The sequence below is a fragment of the Actinomadura sp. NPDC023710 genome, assembly GCF_040639875.1.
GTDB lineage: Bacteria > Actinomycetota > Actinomycetes > Streptosporangiales > Streptosporangiaceae > Spirillospora > Spirillospora citrea.
This window is the reverse complement of record NZ_JBFAGB010000034.1, coordinates 68,076-90,540: the sequence shown is the minus strand read 5'-3', so window position 1 is coordinate 90,540 and position 22,465 is coordinate 68,076. Positions and strand designations below refer to the sequence as shown.

The window sequence follows — 22,465 nt, the reverse complement described above, 5'->3', positions numbered from 1 at the left end:
AGTCCGCGATGATTCCGCTGTTCAAGGTCGCGATGGCGCCGGACGCGCTCGGCCGGATCTCCGAGGTGCTCGACAGCGGCCGCCTGGAGCACGGGCCCAAGATGGTCGAGTTCGAGAAGGCCCTGGCGCTGCGCCTCGGCAACCCGCGGGTCCTCGCGGTCAACTGCGGCACCTCCGGTCTCCACCTCGCGCTCAGCATGGTGGCCGATCCCGATCGCTTCCCCGCGACGGCCCAGCCCTCCGGTGACGCCGGCGGTCCGGGCGAGGTGCTGAGCACGCCGCTGACCTTCGAGGCCACGAACTGGCCGATCCTCGCCCACGGGCTGCGCGTGCGCTGGGTCGACGTCGATCCGGCCACGCTGACGATCGACCTCGACGACCTCGCCGCGAAGATCTCGCCGGCCACCCGCGCGATCGTCGTCGTCCACTGGCTGGGCTATCCGGTGGACCTGAACCGGCTGCGCGAGATCGTCGACCGGGCCGAGGAGGCCTACGGATTCCGTCCCGTGGTGATCGAGGACTGCGCGCAGGCGTGGGGCGCGACCTACCGGGGGGCGCCGCTGGGCAACCACGGGAACATCTGCGTGTACAGCTTCGGCGCCATCAAGATCCTCACATGCGGAAGCGGCGGGCTGATCGTGCTCCCCGACGAGGACCTGCACCGGCGGGCCCGGCTGCGCCGCTGGCTCGGTATCGAGCGGCAGGCCGACCGGGTGCACGGCGACTACGACGTCGCCGAGTGGGGCTACCGCTTCCCGATGAACGACATCTCCGCGGCGATAGGACTGTCCAATCTGGAGATCGTCGACGGCCTGCTCGCCCGGACGCGGAAGAACGCCGCCTTCTACGACAAGGAGCTGTCGGGGATCGCGGGCGTCGAGCACACCGAGCGGGCGGACGACCGGGAGCCCTCGTTCTGGGCGTACCCGCTGAAGGTGGCGGACCGCACGTCCTTCATGCGGAAGATGGCCGACGCCGGGATCATGACGAGCATGATCTCCCGGCGCAACGACGCCCACAGCTGCGTCGCCGTCGCGCGGGAAGGGCTGCCGGGTCTGGACGGCGTGCACGACCGCGTGGTCTACGTGCCCGTCGGCTGGTGGCTGTCCGAGGAGGAGCGCGGCCACATCGCGGACACCATCAGGTCGGGCTGGTGACCTCCGCGGCGGCGGCCGGGCCGGGCGGGACGCCTAGCCTCCCGCCAGCGGCGGGATGATCTCGACGCGGCTGCCGGGCGCGAGCGCGACGTCGCCCGGCGGCGTCGCGCGGGGCACCTGCTCGCCGTCCACGAGGAACAGGTGGTAGGGGAGCAGGTCGCCGGCCGGGGAGTAGAGCCGGTAGCCGGCCTCCGGGTGCGAGCTCACGAACGTCTCCAGGAGCTCGCGCAGGTTGGCCGCGGGCAGCTCCGAGCGCACCTTGCCGGAGGTCACGTTGTGCCAGCTGCCGGGGACGATGAGGTGGGGCATGGGGGCATCCTCACGGGTCGCGGACGCATCGGAAACCACTGGCGAAGCAGGCCCAGCCGGTGGGGTCGCCGTGCAGGCGCTCGCTGGTCCGGGCCTGGAAACGCAGGTTCATCCAGGAGCCGCCGCGGATGACGCGGAAGCGGTCCATCACGGTCAGCAGCGACTCGTCGCAGTCGGGCGACGGGCCGTAGAGGCGGCTCGGCGAGGCCGTCCACTCGTAGACGTTGCCCGCCATGTCCGACACCCCGTACGGGCTGTCGCCGTGCGGGCTGAAACTGCCGACCGGGGTGGTCAGCGGGATCGGGCCCTGGTCGCTCTGGAGCTCCTTCCACCACGCGCGCCACTCGGTGGCGGTGCGGGTGGCGTCGCCCAGCCGCAGCTCGGTGGTGTTGGTCAGCTCGCGGGACCACTCGTCGCCCCACGGCCACAGCCGGTACTCGGGGCCGCGCGCGGCCAGCTCCCACTCCGCCTCCGTCGGCAGCCGCCCGCCCGCCCACGCGGCGAAGGCCTCGGCGTCCTCGACCGCGATGTGGACGGCGGGATGGTCGTCCGGCGGGACGTAGCCGGTGTCCTGCCCGCCCGGACGGCGCCAGGACGCGCCGGGAGTCCCCTGCCAGTAGTCGGCGCCGTAGACCAGGCTCCAGCCGCGGCGTTCGGCGACCGTCCGGTACCCGGTGGCCTCCGCGAAGGCCGCGTACCGGCCGGAGGTGACCGGATAGCGGTCGATCACGAACGGCGCGACCTCCACGAGCGTCTGCGGGGTCTCGTCGCGGAACCAGGGCGTGGGGAAGGGCTGGTCCTGTTCCGCCAGCCAGTCGAGCACCCACTCCGGCGATCCGAGCCGGAACGCCGCCCCTTCGATGAGGACCGAGTCCTCGGCCTCCACGCCGCCGCGCGTCGCCGTCTCGTGGTCTGCCACAGCGCCATCCTGTAGATGATGGTTCTCATCGAACAGAAACTATATAAATATATAGCATTCGGGTGCCGTTCGCGCCACGGCTCACCGCCCGATCCCGCGGTAGCCGAAACCGAGGTCGCGCAGCCGCCGGATCGTCTCCGCCCGGTAGTGCATGCGCCCGTCGAAGATCAGGCACGGCATCGCGACCTGCCGCCGCAGCCGTTCCAGGTCGATGTGGCGGAACTGCCGGTGCCCGGCGAGGAAGGCGACGGAGTCGGCGCCCCGCACCGCCTGTTCGAGGTCGCCGACGGGGGAGCCGCCCACCTCCGACCGGATCCGCTCCTTGTCGGCGAGGGGATCGAAGACCCGTACCTCCGCGCCTGCCGCCTGGAGGGCCTGGACCACGCCCTTGACGGGGGTGTTGCGCAGGTCGCCGGTGTCGTTCTTGAAGGCGGCGCCGAGAACGGCGATCCGCGCCGACGCCAGGTCCTTGCCCAGCTTGGCGAGGCCGTCCCTGATGACCTCGTAGGCGTACTCGGGCATGGCGTCGTTGACGTGCCGCGCCGTCTCCACCGTCCGCAGCCGGACGCCGCGGTCGCGGGCCGTGCGCCAGGTCATCCACGGGTCCTTGGTCAGGCACGGCCCGCCGACGCCCGCGCCGGGCCGCAGGATGTTGACGCGCCCGTCCCCCTTGGGCAGCGAGTTCGCCGCGGCGATGACCTCCATCACGTCGACCTCGAACAGCGCGCAGAACCGGGCCAGTTCGTTGGCCATCGCGACGTTCGCGTCGATCCACCAGTTGTTGGCCAGCTTGACGATCTCGGCGATGTCGGCCGTGGGCACGATCCGGACGGGTACGTCCAGCGCCGCCTTCCAGAACCGGGCCGCCGCCGCCGTGCTGCCGGGGCCGCACCCGCCGACGATGACCGTCAGCTCGCGCACCTGGGCCAGCGCGTCCCCCTCGGCCAGCCGTTCCGGGCAGTAGGCGAGGCCGAAGTCCCGCCCCTCGACCAGGCCGCCGCTCTCCAGCAGCGGAACGACCAGCGTGCGCGTGGTCCCCGGGGCGACGGTGCTCTTCAGGATGACCAGCTGGCCGGCGCGCAGCCGGGGTGCGAGCTGCCGGCACACCTCCTCCAGTTGCGCGGTCAGCAGGGCGCCGTTCCCGTCGACGGGCGTGCCGACCGTGATGAGCACGACGTCGGCCTCGCGCAGGGCGTCGTAGTCGGTGGTGCACGCCAGCCGCGCGCTCGCGACCAGCGGGGCCAGCGCCTCGGCCAGGCCGGGCTCGGGGATCGCGCAGCGGCCCGCCCGCAGCCCGGCGATCATCGATGCGTCGCTGTCGATGCCGACGACGCTCATGCCGCGCTCGGCCAGCGCCACCCCGATGCACGAGCCGATGTAGCCGAACCCCAGGATCGCGATCCGCGGGCTGGGAGAATCTGACAAGAATTCCATGGTCGCCTTCCTCGTCGTTCTCCGCGCCTGCGGCGGTGGCCGGGTCGGGCGTGCGCGCGGCCGCCGGACGCCGCCGATCGGCTTGGCGCCGTCGGGCCTAGTTGCAATATATTACTGAAGTGATGATGGCCTGGGCTGGCCTGCGAGTCCACCGGTCCGCAGCGGGCCCTGCTGCTCGTCCTCGGGGATCTTCCGGACATGGTCATTGGAGTCGTCCGATCACTTGCTATATGATAGTTAAGTGAGTGACCTCGCGCTCGTGACCTCCGGAACGGGAGATGGTGACCGAGGAACGCCCTGCCGGCGTCGACCTGTCCTCGCTGGCGCAGCGCCATGTCGACCAGTGGGCCCCCGCGGGCGGGCGCGGCCCGTCGATCGCCCGGCTGGCCCGTACCGCCGTCCGGCTGGACGAGGACTACTGCCGGGCCGTGGCGGCGTACTACGACCGCGCGCCCAGGCGCGGCGGCGACGCGGGGCTGCGCCGGCGCTACGACCGGTTGAAGCGCCAGAACCTGCGGCAGTTCCGGTCGATCGTCGAGGCCGGCATCGAGATCGCCCCGTGGCTCGGAGAGGGGCAGCCGTACAAGGGATCGCGGCACCTGCGCGAGAGCGTGCACCGGACCGGACGGCTCCACGTCTACCTGACCAGCTCGGGCCACGGGCCCTCGCCGGCCGCCGGGGACCATCCGCTGTCCGGGCCGTCGGGCGTCGTGGTCGACGGCGTGGAGTTCTGCCACAACGACCTGTTCCGGGCCGTGCACGACATCTTCGGGCACGTGATGCTCGGCAACGGCTTCGGCCCGAAGGGGGAGTTCCTCGCGGCCTTCTGCCACATGCACACGTACTCGCGGGACGTGCATCCGATCCTGTTCACCGAGCAGATCGGCCAGATCTGCTGGTTCTTCTACGGCCCGCACCTCCTGGACGGCGCGGGCGGGCTGCCGGGGCCCGGGGACCCCGGCTACCTGCCGCCGGCCCGCCGTCCGTACCCGGAGCAGAAGGTCTTCGCGTTCCCGGTGCGATTCCTCGACGCGTTCACGAGCCTGTTCCAGCCCGAGAGGAGTCCGGATGACTGACGTGATGCCGCAAGGAGGGGGATCTCCGGTACGGCTCGCGGACCAGGCGTTCCTTCCCAGATCCATCAGGGACGACTTCCCGATCCTGGCGACCGCGCAAGGCGGCGAGCCGCTCGTCTACCTCGACAACGCCGCGACGGCGCAGAAGCCGCAGGCGGTCCTGGACGCCCTCGTCGACTACTACTCCACGGCGAACAGCAACGTGGGCCGCGGGTACTACCGGCTGAGCATGGCCTCCACCGACCGCTACGAGGAGGCGCGCGAGACCGTGCGGCAGGCGCTCGGCGCCGAGCACGCCGACGAGATCGTGTTCACCCGGGGCACCACGGACGCCGTGAACCTGATCGCGGACGGCCTGGGCGCCCGGCTGGTCGGCGAAGGGGACCAGGTCGTCGTCACCGGCATGGAGCACAACTCCAACCTGCTGCCGTGGCGGCGGCTCTGCGAGCGGGCGGGCGCGGAGCTGGTGGTCGCCCCCGTCGACGAGCGGGGCGCCGTCGACGCCGCGGCCTTCGCCGCCGTCCTCGGCCCCCGCGTCCGGATCGCCGCCGTCGCCCACGTGTCCAACGTGCTGGGCACCGTCAACCCGGTGCGCGAGATGATCGCCGAGGCGCACCGGCGCGGTGTCCCGGTCGTCGTGGACGGCGCCCAGGCGGTGCCGCACGCGCCGGTGGACGTGCGCGAGCTCGACGCCGACCTCTACTGCTTCTCGGGGCACAAGGCCTACGGCCCGATGGGCACCGGGGTGCTGTACGGCAAGCGGGACCTGCTCGCGGAGCTGCCGCCCTACCAGGTCGGCGGGGGGACGGTGAAGGGGGTGAGCCACACCGAGCCCGTCCGCTACGTTCCCGTACCCGCCAGGTTCGAGGCGGGCACCCCGAACGTCGCGGGGGCCGTCGGCCTGGCCGCCGCGCTGCGGTACGTCCGCGACCTCGGCTGGGACGCCGTGCGGCGGCATGACGAGGCGCTGGTGCGGCACGCGGTCGAGTCGCTGCGGCGGATCGACGGCGTGCGGGTCGTCGGCGACCCCGCCGCAGCGCCCAGCGGGATCGTGTCCTTCGTCGTCGACGGCATCCACCCCTACGACGTCGGCGGGCATCTGGACCGCCACGGCGTGGCCGTGCGCAGCGGCGTGCACTGCGCCAGCACCTTCCTGGACGAGATGGGCCTGCTCGGGACCGTGCGGATGTCGTTCGCCGTCTACAACACCGCCGACGAGATCGACGTCGTGGCCGACGCCCTGCGCTCGGTGCGGCCGGGCTCGTGGACCACCGACCACCCGACGACGCGTTTCCTGTGACATGCGCTTCGACACAAGGCTGGTCCACCTCGGCCAGGAATCCGACGGCGTCACCGGAGACGTGGTGCCGCCCGTCCATGTCGCGGCGACGTTCGAGCGGCGGGTGCAGGACCCGTTGCGCTACTTCTACTCGCGCGGCGAGAACCCGACGCGCGAGGCCCTCGAACGCTGCCTGGCGGGGCTGGAGGACGCGCGCTTCGCGCTCGCCTTCAGCTCCGGGCAGGCGGCGGGGACGACGGCGCTGTCCCTGCTCCGCGCCGGCCGCAGGCTGATCGCCTCGGACGACGTGTACGGCGGCACCCGGTCGCTGTTCGCGCTCCTCGGCCGGTACGGGGTCACCGTGGACCACGTCGACCTCACCGACGCGGGCGCGCTCGACGCCGCGCTCGGCGACGACGTGGACATGATCTGGGTGGAGGCGCCGACCAACCCGCTGCTGAAGGTCGCCGACCTCTCGGTGGTGTGCGAGCGGGCCAGGCGGGCCGGCGCCCGCGTCGTGGTGGACAACACCCTCGCCGGCCCGGCGCTGCAGCAGCCGCTGCGGTTCGGCGCCGACATCACCCTGTACAGCACCACCAAGTCGATCGCCGGCCACTCCGACGTCATCGGCGGCGCCCTGGTCTACGACGACGAGGACCTGCACCGCGAGCTGGCGTCCCACCGCACCACCACGGGGGGCGTGCCCGGCGGCCTCGACTGCTTCCTGGTGCATCGCGGGCTCAAGACGCTCTCGTTGCGCGTGGCGCGGCAGGTCGGCAATGCGGAGGCGATCGCCGCCGCGCTGCGCGGGTGCGAGCGGGTGGGCGCCGTCCACTATCCGGGGCTGCCCGAGCATCCGCAGCACGAGGTGGCGGCCCGGCAGATGTCGGCGCCCGGGTCGATCCTGAGCTTCGAGTACCTCGGCGATCCGGAGAAGCTCCTGGACCGGGTGCGGCTGTACGCGTGCGCGGTCAGCCTCGGCGGCGTGCGCTCGCTCATCGAGTGCCCCGCCATGATGACCCACGCCTCCGTCCCTCGCGAGGTCCGGGGGCGGCTGGGCATCTCGGACGACCTCATTCGGGTATCGGCGGGCATCGAGGACCCGGCCGACCTGGTGCGGGACCTGATGGACGCGCTCTGAACTGCGGAGGGATGGACACATGAACGACCTATCTGGGGGCCGTCGGTCCGGAGGCGAGGGACCCCTGCGGCTGGACGGCGGGACCGCGACCGAACTGCAGCGCGCCGGTATGAGCGTCGACGGGCCGTGGTGGACCAACCGGGCCATGAACTCCGAGGCCGACCGCACGCGGTTGCGGGGGATCCACCAGGGCTACCTGGGCGCCGGAGCGCAGGTGATCACCGCCAACACCTTCCGGTGCAACCTGCGGGCGCTCAGCCGTCTGGGCCTCTTCGACGCCGGCCTGGCGTGGATGGTGCACGCCGCCGTCGGCGTGGCCCAGTCGGCGGTGCGCGCCGGCGAGGAGGGGCGGGCGGACGGACGGGGGGACGCGGACCGCACGCTGATCGCGGGCTCGGTGGGGCCCGTCGAGGACTGCTACCGGCCCGACCTGGTTCCGCCCGACGACGAACTGCGGGCCGAGCACCGCTGGCTGGTGACGGAACTGATGCGGGTGGGCGTGGACCTCGTCGTGATCGAGACGATGAACTCCGAGCGCGAGGCGCGCATCGCGCTGGAAGAGGCGCTGCGGGCGGGCGCCCGCGCCTGGGTCGGCTTCGTGTGCGACGCCGACGCCCGGCTGCTGTCGGGGGAGAAGCTGACCGAGGCGGCCGGCGCCGTCGAACGGGAGGGCGCCGAGGCCGTGCTCGTCAACTGCACCGCTCCCGCCGACAGCGAGACGGCGCTGCGGGCGCTGCGGGACGCCTGCTCGGGCCCCATCGGCGCCTATCCCAACATCGAGGACCGCAACGGCATCCCCCGTTCGGCGCACGTCGACCGGCACGTCCCCGCCGCGCTGGGGCCCGACGAGTTCGCCGATCTGATCGCCCGCTGGGACGCGGAGTTCTCCCTCGACGTGGTCGGCGGCTGCTGCGGCACGACACCGGACCATCTGGCCGCCGCCCACGAGCGGCTGCTCCGGAGCGGGCGATGAGGGTCCGCGGCGTCCCCCGCCGAGCGCGGATCGGCTCATGAGGATCCTCGTGACCGGCGGCGCCGGATTCGTCGGGTCCCACTACGTGCGCAGGCTCCTCGACCCGGAGCGGGCCGGAGGCGGCGCGCACCAGGTCACCGTTCTGGACAAGCTCACCTACGCCGGCAACCTGGCCAACCTCGACCCGGTGCGCCGCGCGCACGGCTTCGCCTTCGTCCACGGGGACGTCGCGGACGCCGCGGTGGTCGACGAACTCGTCGCCGGCCACGACGCGATCGTCCACTTCGCCGCGGAATCGCACGTCGACCGGTCGATCCGGTGCGCGCAGGACTTCGTCGTCACCAACGTCCTCGGCACGCAGACGCTGCTGGAGGCGGCGCGCCGCCACGGCACCGCCCCGTTCGTGCACGTGTCGACCGACGAGGTGTACGGGCCGATCGGGACGGGGCGGTGGAGCGAGCGGGACCCGCTGGCGCCCAGCAACCCGTACGCGGCGTCCAAGGCCGCGGCCGACCTCATCGTGCTCGCCTGCCACAGGACCTTCGGGATGGACGTCCGGATCACCCGGGGCTCCAACACCTACGGCCCGTACCAGTTCCCCGAGAAGATCGTCCCGCTGTTCGTCACCGAGCTGCTCGACGGGGGGAAGGTGCCGCTGTACGGCGACGGGCTGCACGTCCGCGAGTGGCTCCACGTCGACGACCACTGCCGCGCCGTGCACCTGGCGCTGACCAGGGGCCGGGCGGGCGAGGTCTACAACATCGGCGGCGTTCCGCTGACCAACCGCGAGCTGACCGGCCGGCTGCTCGCCCAGTGCGGCGCGGGCTGGGACACGGTGTCGTACGTGGAGGACCGCAAGGGGCACGACCGCCGGTACGCGATGGACTGCACGAAGACCGCGACCGAGCTCGGGTTCCGGCCGCGCCGGGACCTCGTGGCCGGCCTCGCGGAGACCGTCGCCTGGTACCGGGACAACCGCGAGTGGTGGGAGCCGCTCACGTTGCACGTGTCGCGGGACGTGGAGGTGAACTCGTGACGGCTGCGAACATCGACCCGGCCGCCGTCAAGCAGGGGCAGCGGGCCTCCTGGGACGCCCTCAGTTCGAACTGGGAGGGGGCGCAGGAGAGGTTCGAGCTGGGAGCGGCCGCGGTGACGGAGCGGCTGCTCGACCTCGGCGGCGTGCGGGCGGGCCACACGGTCCTCGACGTCGGGACCGGCCACGGGGAGCCCGCCCTGACGGCGGCCCGGCGGGTGGGGCCCACCGGGCGGGTGACCGGCGTGGACATCTCCCCGGCGATGCTCGACCTGGCCAGGCGCCGGGCCGAGGGCACGCCCAACGTCGAGTTCGCCGAGGCCGACGTGGAGTCCATCGACCTGCCGGCGGCCTCGTTCGACGTCGTGCTCAGCCGCTGGGGGCTGATGTTCGCGGTGGACCGGGTCGCCGCCTTCCGCGGACTCGCCCGGCTCCTGGTCCCGGGCGGCGTGCTCGCCGCGGCGGTCTGGAGCGAGGCGCCCAGCGCGCCGACGATCTCGCTGGGCTTCCGGGTGCTGAGCGAGCGGCTCGAACTGCCGCCCCCGCCGCCGGGCATGCCGGGCCCGTTCAGCATGGCCGACCCGGAGCGGCTCGCCGCCGAGGTCACCGCGGCGGGGTTCACCGACGTGTCGGTGACCGAGTTCGTCGTGCGGTTCCCGTTCGACTCCGTCGAGCAGTGCGTCGCGTTCACCAAGGCCGTGACGCCGCCGATGCTGCTGCGGAAGGTCGCGGAGCGCTTCGGGTCCGCGGACGACCCCGGCACGTGGCGGGCCTTCGCCGACGCCACCGGGCCCTACCGTTCCAACGGTGGGGCGTTCACGCTGCCGTCGACGGCGCTGATCATCCGGGCCGTCGCGCCCGCCCGGGAGTAGTTCGCGAGGCTCTGCGCATGGGCTGGTGATGTCACGGTGCGGGCGGCGGGCACCGGCGGGGGAGTGTGACCCTGCCGGGACCGTGTTCGAACGTCGACATCACCAGCCACTCGTCCAGTTCGGGGTCGTAGAGGTTCTGGAGACCGAACTGCAGCACCTGCCAGAAGGTCGTCGGATCCTGCTGGTCGACATAGATGTCGCCGAGGGCGAGCGGGAACCTGAGGTATTTCCCCGGGGGCAGTTGCGGAGCGACGACACCGACCCGCCAGTGGTTCACGTGGCGCTGCGGACTTCGCTGCAGGATCTCCCGCCCGACGAACCGCGCCGTCCTGAGTTTCCGGTTCAGAAGGTCGAGGTCGAACCCCGGGATTCGCGAGCACTGGTGGTCATTGAGACCGGGCCATTTGTAAGTCAGGGTGTAGAGGGAATTCTTGTAGATGAGGTTCGTGAACCAGATCGGGTACTGCGGGCCGCCCGCGACCATCTGGCTGTCCCCGTCTCTCCCCGTCCAGGTGAACGGGACCGTGATGCCGAGGTCCCGGACGATCCATGTGCCGGTCCCGTGGAAGTCCCGCGGGAGCTGAGGCGGCCGTGGCGTGCGCGGGCCGGTCTGTTGCGCGGCCGTGGCGTCTCCTGACGGCCGGGGCCCGGTCGGAGGGCTGGCATGCGCCGGCTCCAGAGTCACCGGGACCACGACGATCAATCCGGCGAGCGCCCCAGAAGCGGCCGCCCGGCGTGAGCCTGTCCAGTTCATGCTGCTCTCCCCGCCGCCGCGTCGCGCGCGGGTTCCGGCGCGGCATGTCGAACGCGGCGATCATCCTGCTCCCTCCCCGGCGCCGGAAGACCGAAGACCACAGGCAGGTCAGGGTCTGTTCTCGTGCCGGTGAGGCTTCGGACCGCGGTGCGGCGCGCCGGTGGCCGGGCCCGGTCATCCGGCCGGGCGGTCACGGGAGCCGGCCAACGCGGGGCGGCGGGGCGCCTGACGTGGGGCCCCGGGGGAAACGGCGGTGTCAAGGGCGAAGACCGCCGCCCGGCGGCACTTCCTAAATGTCGCTATTCGCCATAGTTGAGGTACGTGAGCGCTGCTTGTCTCTAGATCGGCCGGGCGTCCCCTCCGGTCGATCCCCCCGAGACCGGGCCCTCGGGCCCGCCTCCAGGAGGCAAAGGTGCCCAGGACACGCTGGACCACCGTGACCGCTCTGGCGGCCACCGGAACACTCCTCACCGTCGGCCTCGCAGTCCCCGGACGGGCCGAGCCGCGACCTCCCCGCCCGCGGCCGCCGGGAGAGCACACCGAACCGGCCGACAAGGACGCGCGACCGGGGCGTCTGGCCCCGACGAGCCGCCAGATGGGCGCCGCCCGCGGCGTGACCGTGCGGTGGAACAAGCTCGGCACCCCCGCCTCGGTGACCGGTGCCGGGCCCCTCGCAGGCGGGCTGCCCGCGGACCCGGAGAAGGCCGCCCGCGCGTACCTGGCCGGGCACCGGGACCTGTTCGGCCTCGACGCCGCCGCGGTCGGCGCCCTGGAGAAGGTCGCCGTCAACCCGATCGGCGACGGCGCGGCCGTGCTGCTGCGCCAGCGGTTCGGCGGCCTGCCCGCCGGACACGACGGGCTGGTGGCCGTCGGCGTGACCGGCGGCAAGGTCGTCTCGGTCACCTCGACCCTCTCCCGGGACGGCGCCGCCCCGGCGCCCGCCACGCTCTCCCCGAAGGACGCGATGGTCGCCGCCGGGCGGGACGCGGGCATCTCCGCGTCGGCCGGCGACCCCCGCAGGGTGCGGCTCGTCGCGGTGCCCACGGCCGCGGGCGTCCGCAGCGCCTACCAGGTCACGCTCATGGACGCCTCCGGGGCCGAGCCTAAGGCGGTCACGTCCCACGTCGACGCCCGGACCGGCTCGGTGCTCGTGCGGGAGAACCTCGTCGACCACGACGGCGACAACCCGCGCTGGGCGGTGTTCCCGGCGACCCCGCCCGGCGACTACTCCTCCCGAGACACCCGGGAGACCTGGTGCTTCGCGCCCGCCGCGGGTTGCCGCGCCATCGGCGGCGACCCCTCCGGCGGACGGCCCTGGGACGTCGACCCGGCGACCGGCGCGCCGAGCACGACGACCGTGGGCAACGCGGCGAGGACGCACGAGAACCGCGCGAGCAGCGACCCCTTCACGGTCGGGACCCGCACCAGCGCGCCGAAGCCCGACCGCAACTACACGTATCCGTGGACCAACCAGTGGTACACCGGCAAGTGCGATCCCGCGACGATGGACAGCCCGCAGGAAGCGGATCTGGAACCGGCCATGTCCAACCTGTTCGTCCAGCACAACAGGATGCACGACTGGTCCTACCGGCTCGGCTTCACCGAGTCGGCCTGGAACATGCAGGCCGACAACGGTGAGCGCGGCGGGCTGGGCGGCGACCCCGAGCAGGGCAACGCGCAGGCCGGGGCGCGCTTCCCGACCGTCCGCGACAACGCCAACCAGATCACCCCGCCGGACGGGATCCCCGCCATCACCAACATGTACCTGTGGCAGCCGATCGCGGGCTCGTTCTACCCGCCGTGCGTCGACGGCGACTTCGACATGAGCGTCATCGGGCACGAGTACACCCACGCCATCTCCGGCCGCATGATCGCGGGACCGGACGCCGGGTGGAGCGGGCCGCAGGCGGGCGCCATGAACGAGAGCACCTCCGACCTGTTCGCCATGGAGTACCTCAACGAGTACGGGCTGCGCCAGCCCGGCCGCACACCGTACGTCATCGGCGGGTACGTCACCGGCGACCGGCTCGCCGGTATCCGCAACTACGACATGAGCCGGAGCCCGCTGAACTACGCCGACCTCGGGTACGACCTGGTCGGCACCCAGGTCCACGCCGACGGCGAGATCTGGACCGCCACCCAGTTCGACCTGCGTGAGGCGTTCGTCCGGCGGTACGGCGACGGCGGCGCCGCGGCGCAGCGCAAGTGCGCCGACGGGACGGTGCCGGTGGCCCAGTGCCCGGGCAACCGGCGGTGGGCGCAGGTGTCGTTCGACGCGCTGCTGCTCATGGCCGGCGGCGCGGTCAGCTACGTCGACCACCGCGACGCCCTGCTGGCCGCCGACGCCATCCGCTTCGGCGGCAGGGACCACGAGATGATGTGGAAGGTCTTCGCCGAGCACGGCCTGGGGGAGGACGCCGCCAGCAACGGCCCCGCCGACGCCGACCCGACGCCGAGCTTCGCCTCGCCCCTGTCGCGCGACGCCCGCGTCCGGCTGACGCCCCTCGGGGACGCCAGGGGCGGCAAGGTGCGGCTGTACGTGGGCGACTACGAGGCCCGCGCGGTCCCCGTCGCCGACACCGACCCCGCGACCCCGCTCGGCGACACCGTCGCGCTCACCCCGGGCCGGTACTCCTTCGTCGCGGTGGGCGCGGGCTTCGGGCACCGGAGGTTCACCGCCGTGATCGGCGCGTCGCAGCGGACACTGCCGGTCGCGATGTCCCGCAACGAGGCCGCGAGCGCCAACGGGGCGACGGCGACCGGCGACGGCGCGTCCCAGGCCGCGCTGCTGGACGAGACGGAGGCGACCAACTGGCAGTCGGTGACGGCCCCGGTGACCGGTCGGCAGGTGACCGTCGACCTGGCCGGCGACCGCCCTGTCAGGATCGGCCGGGTGCAGGTCAGCGCGATGCTGCGGCCGTCGGCGGCGGGCGACCCGGAGGGCTCGGGCGGCACGCAGAACCGGTTCACGGCGCTGCGCGCCTTCCGGCTGCTGGCCTGCGACGCCTCCAAGGCCGACTGCGCGCAGACGGCCTCGTACCGCACCGTCTACACCAGCCCCTCCGACGCCTTCCCGGCCGACCGGCCGCGGCCCACGGCGCCCGATCTGATCATGCGCTCGTTCGACCTGCGGGACGCCACCGCGACTCACCTGCGGCTCGACGTGGTGTCCAGCCAGTGCACCGGCGCGCCGGCCTACGCGGGTGAGCAGGACCGCGACCCGCGGTCGGGCACCGACTGCGGCACAGCGAGCCCGGGCGCGGGCATCGTCCGGACCGCCGAGATCCAGGCGTTCGCCCGGTAGGCGGCACAGGCCAGGCGGGGGGCGGAAACATCCGCCCCCCGCTTCGCCTGCGCGGCCGGCGCCGATCGGCCGGACGCTTGGCAATGCCTGCCAGGGCGTTGTCTCCGCGTGCCCGACCCCGGCCGGTCGTGTTGACGGGGCGGCACGGCGACGCGACTTTCTAAAAGGAAAGTTTCCTTAGAGTTGGCCCTCGGGCCGGCTCCCCCTCCGCTCCCGGGTACGCCGTACCCCCCGCCAAGGAGAAACAGGATGCCAAGGAAGACCAGCCTCGCCGTGGCCGCCGCCGTGACCGCCGGGCTGCCGCTGGCGCTCGCCGTGCCGGCGTGGTCGCACGGGTACACCACCTCGCCCCCGAGCCGCAGCTACCTGTGCGGAACGCACCAGGTCCGCAACTGCGGCCAGGTGCAGTGGGACCCCGACGGCGTCGAGGGCCCGAAGGGGTTCCCGCAGCGCGGACCGGGCGACGGAAAGATCTGCGCGGGCGCCGACGGACGCTGGGCGCCGCTCGACGACCAGCGCGGCGGCACCGGGTGGCCCGCGACGAAGGTGCCGGCCGGCGGGTCGTTCGGCATCAGCTGGCAGTTCACCGCCGCGCACGCCACCACGTCCTTCCGGTACTTCCTCACCAAGGACGGCTGGGACGCCACCAGGCCGCTGACCCGGGACGCGCTGGACCTCACGCCGTTCCTCCAGCAGAACTACAACGGGCGGCCGCCGTCCGGCCAGACCACCCACACCGGGACGCTCCCGCAGCGGCACGGGCGGCACATCCTGCTCGCCGTGTGGGACATCGCCGACACCGGCAACGCCTTCTACCAGTGCTCTGACCTCGACTTCGGCTGATCCGCGGGAAGAGGGCAGGCCCGCGGCGGGCACGCCTCCCCGCCGCGGGCGGGCCGGTGTTGTCACCGGGTAACACCCCCGGATACCGTGCTGTCATGACGAGTGCGGCGGGCCCGCCGGGGCCCGGACCACGGCGTGATCCCGGTCGCCGCCGTGCCCTGCTGGAGGCCGCCGACCGGGTCATCCAGCGGGAGGGCCCCGAGGCGTCCATGGCCGCGATCGCCGCCGAGGCGGGGATCAGCAAGCCGATCCTGTACCGCCACTTCGGCGACAAGAGCGGTCTCTACCAGGCGCTCGCCGAGCGGCACACGCGCAAGCTGATCGAGGGGATCCGGGACGAGTTCTCCCGCGGCGACCCGATCCGCGACCGCACCCGCTCCACCATCGACACCTACCTGGCGACGATCTCCAAGAACCTCAACCTCTACCGGTTCCTCATGCACCGGGCGAGCGCCGAGGACACGGCCACGCACAGCGCGATGAGCACCATGATCCGGGACGTGAGCCGGGAGCTGGCCGAGGTGATGATCGCCGAGGGGGAGATGGCGGACCGGACCCGCGCCTACGTGTGGGGGCACGCGATCGTCGGCATGGTGCAGACGGTCGGCGACTGGTGGCTCGACCACGCCGACGACGTGCCGCGCGAGGCCGTCGTGGACGGTCTCGTCGACCTCGTCCTCGGCGGGCTGCCCGCCGCCGCGTCCGAGGCCCGCGGCCCCCGGCCGGCCGACGATCCGCGATCCCCGAGCTGACCGTCCAGACCGACGCGCAGAGCGAAGCGCAGATCGACGACGCCTACGGCCGCGCCTGACCCTCGCGCGCCCCGCCCTCCGGCGCCCGTTCCTCCGGCGCCCGTTCCTGCGCGGGCGGGGCCGTCGTGCCGGCGCCGTCGGCGAAGTGGCAGGCCACCGCCTGGGGCGGCCCGCCCCGCGGGACGAGCGCGGGCGTCTCCCGCTCGCAGACGTCGGCGGCCATGTAGCAGCGTGTCCGGAACCGACACCCGCTGGGCGGCTCGGCCGGCGACGGCACCTCCCCGCGCAGCACGATCTCACCGGCGTCGTCGTCCGGCCGGTCGTGGACGGACGGCGCCGCCGACAGCAGCGCCCGCGTGTAGGGGTGCTGCGGGTCGCCGAACACCTCGTCGGCCGGACCCTGCTCCACGATCGTCCCGAGGTACATGACGGCGACGTCGTGGGCGATGTGCCGGACGACGTCCAGGTCGTGGGAGATGAACAGGTACGCCACGCCCAGTTCGGACTGCAGGTCGGCCAGCAGGTTGAGGATCTGGGCGCGGACCGACACGTCCAGGGCGGACACCGCCTCGTCGCACACCAGGAGCTTCGGCCGCAGCGCCAGGGCGCGGGCGATCGCGACGCGCTGGCACTGGCCGCCCGACAGCTGGTGCAGGTGCCGGGGGCCGTGCTCGGGGCTCAGGCCCACGAGATCGAGGAGCCGGGCGACCTCGGCGTCCGCACGGTCGCGCGGCACGATCCCGGAATGGACGCGCCAGCCCTCGGCGATGACGTCGGCGACGGTCATCCTCGGATTCAGCGACGTGTAGGGGTCCTGGAACACCATCTGCAGGTCGCGGCTCATGCGGCGCCGCCGCCGGGGCGGGACGGACGCCAGGTCGGCGCCCGCGAACTCGATCGAGCCGGCGAACGCGGGACGCAGCCCCACCACGGCCCGCGCCAGCGTCGACTTGCCGCAGCCCGACTCGCCGACGACGCCGAGCGTCCGCCCGGCCCGCACGGTCAGGTCGAGCCCGGCGACGACGGGGACCCGCCGCCGCCCGAACCCGTGGCGGCCGGGGCGCTCGTACCCCGCCTCCAGGCCGCTGACCTTGAGCACGACCTCGGTGTCCTGCGCGGTGGCCGTCATCGGGGCTCCTCGCTGTGCTGGGAGGCGACGACCTCCGCGGAGTGGTGGCAGGCGATGGCGCGGTCGCCGTCCTCGGTGAGCGGCGGGTCCTCGGTGCGGCACCTCTCGGTCGCGAACGGGCAGCGCGGGTGGAACGCGCAGCCGCCGGGACGGTGCCGCGGGTCCGGCGGGACGCCGTCGATCGGCTTGAGGCGCCCGCCGGACCCGGAGTCCGGCATGGCCTCCAGCAGGCCGAGCGTGTACGGGTGGGCGGGACGCGTGTAGACGGCGTCCAGCGGGCCGCGCTCCACGATCCGCCCGGCGTACATGACCGCGACGTCCTGCGCGACCCGCGCCACCACCCCGAGGTCGTGCGAGACCAGCAGCGTCGCGAGGTCGGCCTCGCGCTGCCGGCGCGCCAGCAGCCGCAGGATCTGCGCCTGCACGGTGACGTCGAGCGCGGTGGTGGGCTCGTCGGCGAGCAGCACCGACGGGCCGAGCGCCAGCGCCATCGCGATCACCGCGCGCTGCCGCATGCCGCCGGAGAACTCGTGCGGGTGGTCGCGGTAGCGGGACTCGGCGCCGGCGATGCCGACCTCGCGCATCAGCGCGACCGCCCGTTCCCGGGCCTCCCGCCGGCCGAGGCCGAGGCGCCGCCGGAAGGGCTCGGCGATCTGCGGGCCGACGGCGAAGCCGGGGTTCAGCGCCGCCATCGGATCCTGGAAGATCATCGCGACGCGGCTGCCGCGGGTCTCGCGCCAGCGCCGGGCCGAGAACCCGCCCGTGTCCTCGCCGTCCAGGACGACGGAGCCGGAGGTGACCTGCGCGCCGGGCGGCAGCAGCCCGATGAGCGCGAGCGAGGTCAGGCTCTTGCCGCTGCCCGACTCGCCGACCAGGGCGAGGACGCGGCCGCGCCGCAGCCGCAGGTCGACGCCCCGCACGACCGGCGTGACCTGCCGGCCGGAGCGGAACCCGATGTGCACGTCGCGCAGCTCCGCGGCCACGTCCCCGGAGGCCGGGGCGTGCGCGTGATCGACGGCTGGAACGGTCATGTGCGCCTCCATGGGATGTGCGCCATCAGATCTGCGAGCGCGGGTCGGTGAGGTCGCGGAAGGCGTCGCCCACGAGGCCGACGCCGGTGACGACGGCGGCCAGCGCGATCGCCGGCATCGTGGAGATCCACCAGGCCGAGCCGAGGTAGTCGCGGCCCGCCGAGACGGTCGCGCCCCACGACGCCTGGTCCGGCGGGATGCCGAGGCCGAGGAAGCTCAGCGACGCCTCCGCCACCATGACCAGGCCGATCTGCACGGTCGCCGCGACCAGCAGCGGCTGCCAGCACGACGGCAGCACGTGCCGGAGCAGGATCCGCGCGTGCCCCGCGCCGAGCACCCGCGCCGAGTCGACGAACTCCAGGTCCCGGGTCGCGAGCGCGGACGCCCGCACCACCCGCGCGAAGATCACCCAGCGGGTCACCGCCAGCGTGATGACGATGTTGGTGACGCTCGGGCCGAGGACGCCCGCGATGAGGATGGCCAGCAGGATCGACGGGAACGCCAGTTGCACGTCCCCGAACCGGGACAGGACGCCGTCGGTCCAGCCGCCGAAGTAGCCGGACACGAGCCCCGCCACCAGGCCCACGGCGCCGCCGATGAGCACGGTGGCGGCGCCGACCAGCAGCGACACGCGGCTGCCGGCGAGCAGCGCGGTCAGCATGTCGCGCCCGACCTGGTCGGTGCCGAGCCACGCGACCGACCCGTCCCCGAGACGGGACCCCGGCGCCAGCAGCCGGTGCGGCAGGTCGGTCGCGGCCGGGTCGTAGGGCATCAGCATCGGCCCGAACACGGCCGCCAGGACGAACAGCCCGACGATCCCGAGGCCCGCCCACGCGCGCGCGGGCAGCCTCCTGCGCCGCCGGGCCGCCGGGACCGGGATCACGGCGGGAGCGATGGCACTCATGCTTCCTCCTTGTGAGGGACGGTCCCCCACGCCCCCTGGTTCGCTGCGCTCATGCGTTCTCCGGAGTCAGTCGTGGATCGAGGGCGACGCACAGGACGTCCACGAGGAGGTTCAGCGCGATGTAGGAGACCGTGATCGTGACGATCGCGGCCTCGACGACGGCGTAGTCGCGGTTGGTGATCGCGTCCACCATCAGCGAGCCGATGCCCGGCCAGGAGAACACGACCTCGATGATCACCGCGTTGGCGATGAAGTTGCCCATCAGCAGCCCGAGGACGGTGACGACGGGCAGCGCGATGTTGCGCGCCACGTGCACGTACATCACGGCGCCCTCACCGGTCCCCTTCGCGCGGGCGGTGCGGACGTAGTCCTTGCCGCTCTCCTCCAGGGCGCCGTTGCGGACGAGCCGGGCCAGCCATCCGACGAACGGCAGCGCCAGCGTGACCGAGGGCAGGATCACCGCCTCCGGGCCGCCGCCCGCCGTGCTCGGCAGCCAGTTCAGCTGCCGGGCGAACAGCAGGATCAGCACGATGCCGAGCCAGAACGACGGCACCGCCTGCCCGACCAGCGAGCCCGTGGAGACCAGCAGGTCGAGGATCTTGCCGGGCCGCCGCGCGCACAGCATGCCGAGCGGGTAGCCGACGGCGAGGGTGATGACCAGGGCGAGCGCGGCCAGCGTCAGGGTGGCGGGGAACCGGTCGAGGACGGCGCCCATCGCGCCGCCGCCGAGCCGCCACGAGTCGCCGAAGTCGCCGCGCAGTATCTCGCCCATGTGCGCGATGTACTGCCGCCAGAGCGGCTCGTCCAGCCCGAAGTCGGCGCGGACGGAGGCCAGCTGCGCGGGGCTGGCGTCCGGCCCGAGGATCAGCGTCGCGGGGTCGCCGGGGACGACGCGCACGACGAGGAACACGACCGTGACGGCGCCCCAGGCCACGATGAGGGCCTGACCGGCGCGCCTCAGCAGGAACCGTCCCATCAGCCGCCTCCGTTCGCGGTCCGCGACGAGGCGCGGACGACCAGTTCCGCGGGCAGCAGGGTCTGCCGCGGGGAGCCCGCGCCGGACTCGCCCGACATCCGTTCGAGGAGCCGGTCCACCGCGGCGGCGCCGACGCCGGCGGCCGGCAGCCGGACCGTGGTGAGCGGTGGCGCGAGGTAGGCGGCGAACGGGTGGTCGCCGTGCCCGGCGACGCGGACGTCGCCGGGGATGCTCAGCCCGTGCTCGGTGAGCGCCCGGTACACGCCGAGCGCGAAGTAGTCGTTGCCGGCCAGTACGGCGGCGCCAGGCCCGACGCGGGCGGCGAGGCCGCGGCCGATCTCGTAGGAGTCCACCGGGTCCCACGGCTGGGAGCTGGCCTCGCGGCGCCGGGTCGGCACCTTCACCATGTGGTCGTCGCGGACCGCGATGCCGTGCTCGTCGAGCACGGCCCGGAACCCCCGGACGCGCTCCGCCACGGGCGAGATGTCCAGGTCCTCCTCGACCAGGTACAGGTCGCGGGCGCCCTCGGCGACGAGGTGCTCGGTGGCGCGCCGCGCGCTGTCGTAGTAGTCGACGCCGACGAGGTCGGTGTCGAGCCCCGGCAGGTCGCGGTTGACCAGGACGACGGGTGTCCCGGACTTGCGGAGCCGGTCCCAGTGCTCGATCCCGTGCTGGACGGGCACCGCGAGGACGCCGTCCACGCCCCAGCGCATCAGCTCGTCCACGACGCGCCGCTCGTTGTCCACGCTGTCCTCGGTGACCATCAGCATCAGCGAGTAGCCGCGGACCCGGCCGCGCTCCTCGATCGCGCTGATCAGACGCGTGTAGAAGGGGTTGGACGGGTTGGTGATGACCAGCCCGAGGGTCATCGCGTTGCCCTGCACGAGGGACCGCGCCATCGTGTTCGGGACGTAGCCGAGGCGTTCGGCCTCGGCCCGCACCCGCTCGCGGGTCTCGGGGCTGACCGCGTCCTTGCCTGCCAGGGCGCGGGACACGGTGTTGACCGACAGGTCGAGGGCGGTCGCGATGTCCCGCAGGGTGGCCCTGCGGCGGGGTGTCATGGGTTCCTCCTGACCGTGGACAGGTCCGGCTGGTTGTTCGCCGCCGGGGTGAAGCCGGTGAGCCCGGTCCGCAGCCCGTAGGCGGTGGTGAGCGCGGCGGGGAAGATCCCGACCGCGTCGTCCCAGATCGTCTTGCAGGCCCGCGCGTACAGCTCCTCGCGCCGCTCGGGGTCGGCGGCCTGCCCGGCCTCGGCGAGCACCGCGTCCAGTCCGGGGTTGCGGTAGCCCATCCGGTCGGCCTTGGAGGTGTAGAGCCGGCCGAGGGTGAACGCGGCGTCGCCGGTCGTCACGGTGTTGGTCTGCAGCTCCATGTCCCAGTCGAGGGAGTTGAGGCGCTGCAGCCACTGGGCCTTCTCGATGCTCTGCGGCCTGACCTCCACCCCGATCCGGGCCCACGCCGAGATCATCGACTGGGCCAGCTCCCGGGCGAGGGGACCGGTGGCGTCGAACCACATCATCGTGGTCTCGAAGCCGTCCCCGAGGCCCGCGGCGCGCAGCGCCGCGCGGGCCGCGGCCGGGTCGTGCCGGTACGGCTGCTGCTCGGCGTAGCCGAAGACGGTGGAGGGGATCGGCGCGCGCATCTGTTCGGCGCCCGCGCCGAACAGCTTCCCGACGATCTCCTCCATGTCGAGGGCCTGCCACATCGCCCGCCGTACCCGCGGATCGGTGAACGGCTTGCGGCCGCAGTTGAACCAGGTGAGGTAGTAGGTCCAGCTCGGCACGGTCTCGACCCTGACCCCGCGCCGGCCCCGCACCTCGCCGAGCTGGTCGGACGGGACGGGCCACAGCAGGTCGACGTCCCCGTTCCGCAGCGCCGTGATGGCGCTGGAGGTCTCGGCGATGAAGGGCATCGAGATGCCGGGCAGCCCGGCGCGGCCTCCCCAGTACCCGTCGAACCGGGCCAGCTCCACGTTGGTCGACGGGGTGAACCCCGTCACGCGGAACGGGCCCGAGCCCACCGGGCGGCGCTTCTGCGCCGGGTCGGCGACGCGCCGGGCCGGCACGATGAACAGCAGCGTCAGGTTCACCGGCAGGGTGCCCATCGGACCGTCCGTCACGAACGTGACCCGGTGGTCGCCGTCCGCCCGCGCGGACTTCACCGTGGCCCACAGCGCGGACTGCGCCGACTTCACGGCCTTGGTGCGCTCCACGCAGGCGACGACGTCCCGCGCGGTCAGCGGGCTCCCGTCGTGGAAGCGGACGCCGGGACGCAGGTCGAACACCCACGTCGTGTCGTCCGTCCGCCGCCACGACGTCGCCAGGCCGGGCGCGAGCCGCCCGCCCTCGTAGCGGACGAGCGTGTCGAACACCAGCCGCTTGACGATCAGCGACGCCTCGTCGACCGCCGTCCCCGCGTTGTAGGGGTCGAGGTCGGTGACCGGCTGCCCGAACGCGGCGCGCAGCGAGCCGTCCGGCGCGGCCGCCGCCCCCGGCGTCGCGCAGCCGCCGAGCGCCACCGCGGAGGCGGCCAGGCCGGTCAGGGCGAGGAACTCGCGCCTGCGCACGTCCATGACGGCT

General features: G+C 73.3%; 20 protein-coding genes. 10 read left to right on the top strand and 10 right to left on the bottom strand.

Annotation, left to right across the window (positions count from 1 at the left end; all coding sequences use genetic code 11):
* Nucleotides 1-8: 8 nt before the first annotated feature.
* Nucleotides 9-1,157 carry a DegT/DnrJ/EryC1/StrS family aminotransferase gene (locus AB0H37_RS32745; protein WP_360616742.1) on the top strand — a complete coding sequence of 383 codons (1,149 nt, stop codon included), beginning with the start codon at nucleotides 9-11 and terminating at the stop codon, nucleotides 1,155-1,157.
* 33 nt (nucleotides 1,158-1,190) lie between these two features.
* On the opposite strand, the gene AB0H37_RS32740 is transcribed toward AB0H37_RS32745, so the two are convergent.
* From AB0H37_RS32740 to AB0H37_RS32730, 3 genes are all read right to left on the bottom strand, one after another.
* Complete coding sequence (locus tag AB0H37_RS32740; protein ID WP_179834711.1) at nucleotides 1,191-1,466, bottom strand: MoaD/ThiS family protein; 276 nt, start codon at nucleotides 1,464-1,466, stop codon at nucleotides 1,191-1,193.
* Nucleotides 1,467-1,476: 10 nt separating this feature from the next.
* Nucleotides 1,477-2,385, bottom strand: a complete 909-nt coding sequence (locus AB0H37_RS32735; RefSeq protein ID WP_329091187.1) for an SUMF1/EgtB/PvdO family nonheme iron enzyme — start codon at nucleotides 2,383-2,385, stop codon at nucleotides 1,477-1,479.
* A gap of 81 nt (nucleotides 2,386-2,466) precedes the next feature.
* Entirely contained in the window at nucleotides 2,467-3,819 is a 1,353-nt protein-coding gene (locus AB0H37_RS32730; RefSeq protein ID WP_360616741.1) for a nucleotide sugar dehydrogenase, read from the bottom strand.
* A gap of 278 nt (nucleotides 3,820-4,097) precedes the next feature.
* Here AB0H37_RS32730 and AB0H37_RS32725 point away from each other — a divergent pair, with 278 nt between their 5' ends.
* The 6 genes from AB0H37_RS32725 to AB0H37_RS32700 are packed head-to-tail and all read left to right on the top strand — an operon-like array spanning nucleotide 4,098 to nucleotide 10,193.
* Nucleotides 4,098-4,895, top strand: coding sequence for a crotonobetainyl-CoA--carnitine CoA-transferase (locus AB0H37_RS32725; protein WP_329091183.1), 798 nt, complete (start codon nucleotides 4,098-4,100; stop codon nucleotides 4,893-4,895).
* Nucleotides 4,888-6,195: a cysteine desulfurase gene (locus tag AB0H37_RS32720; RefSeq protein WP_360616740.1), complete on the top strand. Its 1,308-nt coding sequence runs from the start codon at nucleotides 4,888-4,890 to the stop codon at nucleotides 6,193-6,195. Before AB0H37_RS32725 ends, AB0H37_RS32720 begins: the two co-directional genes overlap by 8 nt.
* 1 nt (nucleotide 6,196) lies before the next feature.
* Nucleotides 6,197-7,315, top strand: a complete 1,119-nt coding sequence (locus tag AB0H37_RS32715) for an aminotransferase class I/II-fold pyridoxal phosphate-dependent enzyme (RefSeq protein ID WP_360616739.1) — start codon at nucleotides 6,197-6,199, stop codon at nucleotides 7,313-7,315.
* Between the two features lie 19 nt (nucleotides 7,316-7,334).
* Nucleotides 7,335-8,288: a homocysteine S-methyltransferase family protein gene (locus tag AB0H37_RS32710; RefSeq protein WP_360616738.1), complete on the top strand. Its 954-nt coding sequence runs from the start codon at nucleotides 7,335-7,337 to the stop codon at nucleotides 8,286-8,288.
* 37 nt (nucleotides 8,289-8,325) lie between these two features.
* Nucleotides 8,326-9,324 (top strand): dTDP-glucose 4,6-dehydratase, encoded by a 999-nt coding sequence (gene rfbB / locus AB0H37_RS32705; RefSeq protein ID WP_179834717.1) that lies wholly within the window; start codon nucleotides 8,326-8,328, stop codon nucleotides 9,322-9,324.
* Entirely contained in the window at nucleotides 9,321-10,193 is an 873-nt protein-coding gene (locus AB0H37_RS32700; protein WP_360616737.1) for a class I SAM-dependent methyltransferase, read from the top strand. Before rfbB ends, AB0H37_RS32700 begins: the two co-directional genes overlap by 4 nt.
* A gap of 31 nt (nucleotides 10,194-10,224) precedes the next feature.
* On the opposite strand, the gene AB0H37_RS32695 is transcribed toward AB0H37_RS32700, so the two are convergent.
* Complete coding sequence (locus tag AB0H37_RS32695; RefSeq protein ID WP_329091172.1) at nucleotides 10,225-10,947, bottom strand: hypothetical protein; 723 nt, start codon at nucleotides 10,945-10,947, stop codon at nucleotides 10,225-10,227.
* 412 nt (nucleotides 10,948-11,359) lie between these two features.
* Here AB0H37_RS32695 and AB0H37_RS32690 point away from each other — a divergent pair, with 412 nt between their 5' ends.
* The 3 genes from AB0H37_RS32690 to AB0H37_RS32680 all read left to right on the top strand — a co-directional run bounded on the left by AB0H37_RS32690 (nucleotide 11,360) and on the right by AB0H37_RS32680 (nucleotide 15,846).
* Complete coding sequence (locus tag AB0H37_RS32690) at nucleotides 11,360-14,251, top strand: M36 family metallopeptidase (protein ID WP_360616736.1); 2,892 nt, start codon at nucleotides 11,360-11,362, stop codon at nucleotides 14,249-14,251.
* Nucleotides 14,252-14,500: 249 nt separating this feature from the next.
* Complete coding sequence (locus tag AB0H37_RS32685) at nucleotides 14,501-15,094, top strand: lytic polysaccharide monooxygenase (protein WP_329091169.1); 594 nt, start codon at nucleotides 14,501-14,503, stop codon at nucleotides 15,092-15,094.
* A gap of 95 nt (nucleotides 15,095-15,189) precedes the next feature.
* The gene (locus AB0H37_RS32680; protein WP_360616735.1) at nucleotides 15,190-15,846 is read left to right on the top strand and encodes a TetR family transcriptional regulator; all 657 of its coding nucleotides are present in this window, start codon (nucleotides 15,190-15,192) and stop codon (nucleotides 15,844-15,846) included.
* A 43-nt stretch (nucleotides 15,847-15,889) separates the two neighbouring features.
* Here AB0H37_RS32680 and AB0H37_RS32675 read toward each other — a convergent pair whose 3' ends face one another.
* The 6 genes from AB0H37_RS32675 to AB0H37_RS32650 are packed head-to-tail and all read right to left on the bottom strand — an operon-like array spanning nucleotide 15,890 to nucleotide 22,458.
* On the bottom strand, nucleotides 15,890-16,975 hold the full coding sequence (locus AB0H37_RS32675) for an oligopeptide/dipeptide ABC transporter ATP-binding protein (protein ID WP_360616734.1): 1,086 nt from the start codon (nucleotides 16,973-16,975) through the stop codon (nucleotides 15,890-15,892).
* Nucleotides 16,972-18,006, bottom strand: a complete 1,035-nt coding sequence (locus AB0H37_RS32670; protein ID WP_360616733.1) for an ABC transporter ATP-binding protein — start codon at nucleotides 18,004-18,006, stop codon at nucleotides 16,972-16,974. The genes AB0H37_RS32675 and AB0H37_RS32670 overlap by 4 nt, the downstream gene beginning before the upstream one ends.
* A 25-nt stretch (nucleotides 18,007-18,031) precedes the next feature.
* Nucleotides 18,032-18,910, bottom strand: coding sequence for an ABC transporter permease (locus AB0H37_RS32665; protein ID WP_360616732.1), 879 nt, complete (start codon nucleotides 18,908-18,910; stop codon nucleotides 18,032-18,034).
* A gap of 49 nt (nucleotides 18,911-18,959) precedes the next feature.
* Nucleotides 18,960-19,886: an ABC transporter permease gene (locus AB0H37_RS32660; protein ID WP_360616731.1), complete on the bottom strand. Its 927-nt coding sequence runs from the start codon at nucleotides 19,884-19,886 to the stop codon at nucleotides 18,960-18,962.
* Complete coding sequence (locus AB0H37_RS32655) at nucleotides 19,886-20,947, bottom strand: LacI family DNA-binding transcriptional regulator (protein WP_329091159.1); 1,062 nt, start codon at nucleotides 20,945-20,947, stop codon at nucleotides 19,886-19,888. The genes AB0H37_RS32660 and AB0H37_RS32655 overlap by 1 nt, the downstream gene beginning before the upstream one ends.
* Nucleotides 20,944-22,458 (bottom strand): ABC transporter substrate-binding protein, encoded by a 1,515-nt coding sequence (locus AB0H37_RS32650; RefSeq protein WP_329091157.1) that lies wholly within the window; start codon nucleotides 22,456-22,458, stop codon nucleotides 20,944-20,946. Before AB0H37_RS32650 ends, AB0H37_RS32655 begins: the two co-directional genes overlap by 4 nt.
* Nucleotides 22,459-22,465 lie beyond the last annotated feature (7 nt).

What these genes read in the sequence shown, in the direction of transcription:
- AB0H37_RS32695 (WP_329091172.1), bottom strand. Translation starts at nt 10,947, where the DNA reads ATGAACTGGACAGGCTCACGCCGGGCGGCCGCTTCTGGGGCGCTCGCC.
- AB0H37_RS32740 (WP_179834711.1), bottom strand. Translation starts at nt 1,466, where the DNA reads ATGCCCCACCTCATCGTCCCCGGCAGCTGGCACAACGTGACCTCCGGC.
- AB0H37_RS32675 (WP_360616734.1), bottom strand. Translation starts at nt 16,975, where the DNA reads ATGACGGCCACCGCGCAGGACACCGAGGTCGTGCTCAAGGTCAGCGGC.
- AB0H37_RS32710 (WP_360616738.1), top strand. Translation starts at nt 7,335, where the DNA reads ATGAACGACCTATCTGGGGGCCGTCGGTCCGGAGGCGAGGGACCCCTG.
- AB0H37_RS32665 (WP_360616732.1), bottom strand. Translation starts at nt 18,910, where the DNA reads ATGAGTGCCATCGCTCCCGCCGTGATCCCGGTCCCGGCGGCCCGGCGG.
- AB0H37_RS32670 (WP_360616733.1), bottom strand. Translation starts at nt 18,006, where the DNA reads ATGACCGTTCCAGCCGTCGATCACGCGCACGCCCCGGCCTCCGGGGAC.
- AB0H37_RS32685 (WP_329091169.1), top strand. Translation starts at nt 14,501, where the DNA reads ATGCCAAGGAAGACCAGCCTCGCCGTGGCCGCCGCCGTGACCGCCGGG.
- AB0H37_RS32660 (WP_360616731.1), bottom strand. Translation starts at nt 19,886, where the DNA reads ATGGGACGGTTCCTGCTGAGGCGCGCCGGTCAGGCCCTCATCGTGGCC.
- AB0H37_RS32730 (WP_360616741.1), bottom strand. Translation starts at nt 3,819, where the DNA reads ATGGAATTCTTGTCAGATTCTCCCAGCCCGCGGATCGCGATCCTGGGG.
- AB0H37_RS32655 (WP_329091159.1), bottom strand. Translation starts at nt 20,947, where the DNA reads ATGACACCCCGCCGCAGGGCCACCCTGCGGGACATCGCGACCGCCCTC.
- AB0H37_RS32720 (WP_360616740.1), top strand. Translation starts at nt 4,888, where the DNA reads ATGACTGACGTGATGCCGCAAGGAGGGGGATCTCCGGTACGGCTCGCG.
- AB0H37_RS32725 (WP_329091183.1), top strand. Translation starts at nt 4,098, where the DNA reads ATGGTGACCGAGGAACGCCCTGCCGGCGTCGACCTGTCCTCGCTGGCG.
- AB0H37_RS32715 (WP_360616739.1), top strand. Translation starts at nt 6,197, where the DNA reads ATGCGCTTCGACACAAGGCTGGTCCACCTCGGCCAGGAATCCGACGGC.
- AB0H37_RS32745 (WP_360616742.1), top strand. Translation starts at nt 9, where the DNA reads ATGATTCCGCTGTTCAAGGTCGCGATGGCGCCGGACGCGCTCGGCCGG.
- rfbB (WP_179834717.1), top strand. Translation starts at nt 8,326, where the DNA reads ATGAGGATCCTCGTGACCGGCGGCGCCGGATTCGTCGGGTCCCACTAC.
- AB0H37_RS32680 (WP_360616735.1), top strand. Translation starts at nt 15,190, where the DNA reads ATGACGAGTGCGGCGGGCCCGCCGGGGCCCGGACCACGGCGTGATCCC.
- AB0H37_RS32650 (WP_329091157.1), bottom strand. Translation starts at nt 22,458, where the DNA reads ATGGACGTGCGCAGGCGCGAGTTCCTCGCCCTGACCGGCCTGGCCGCC.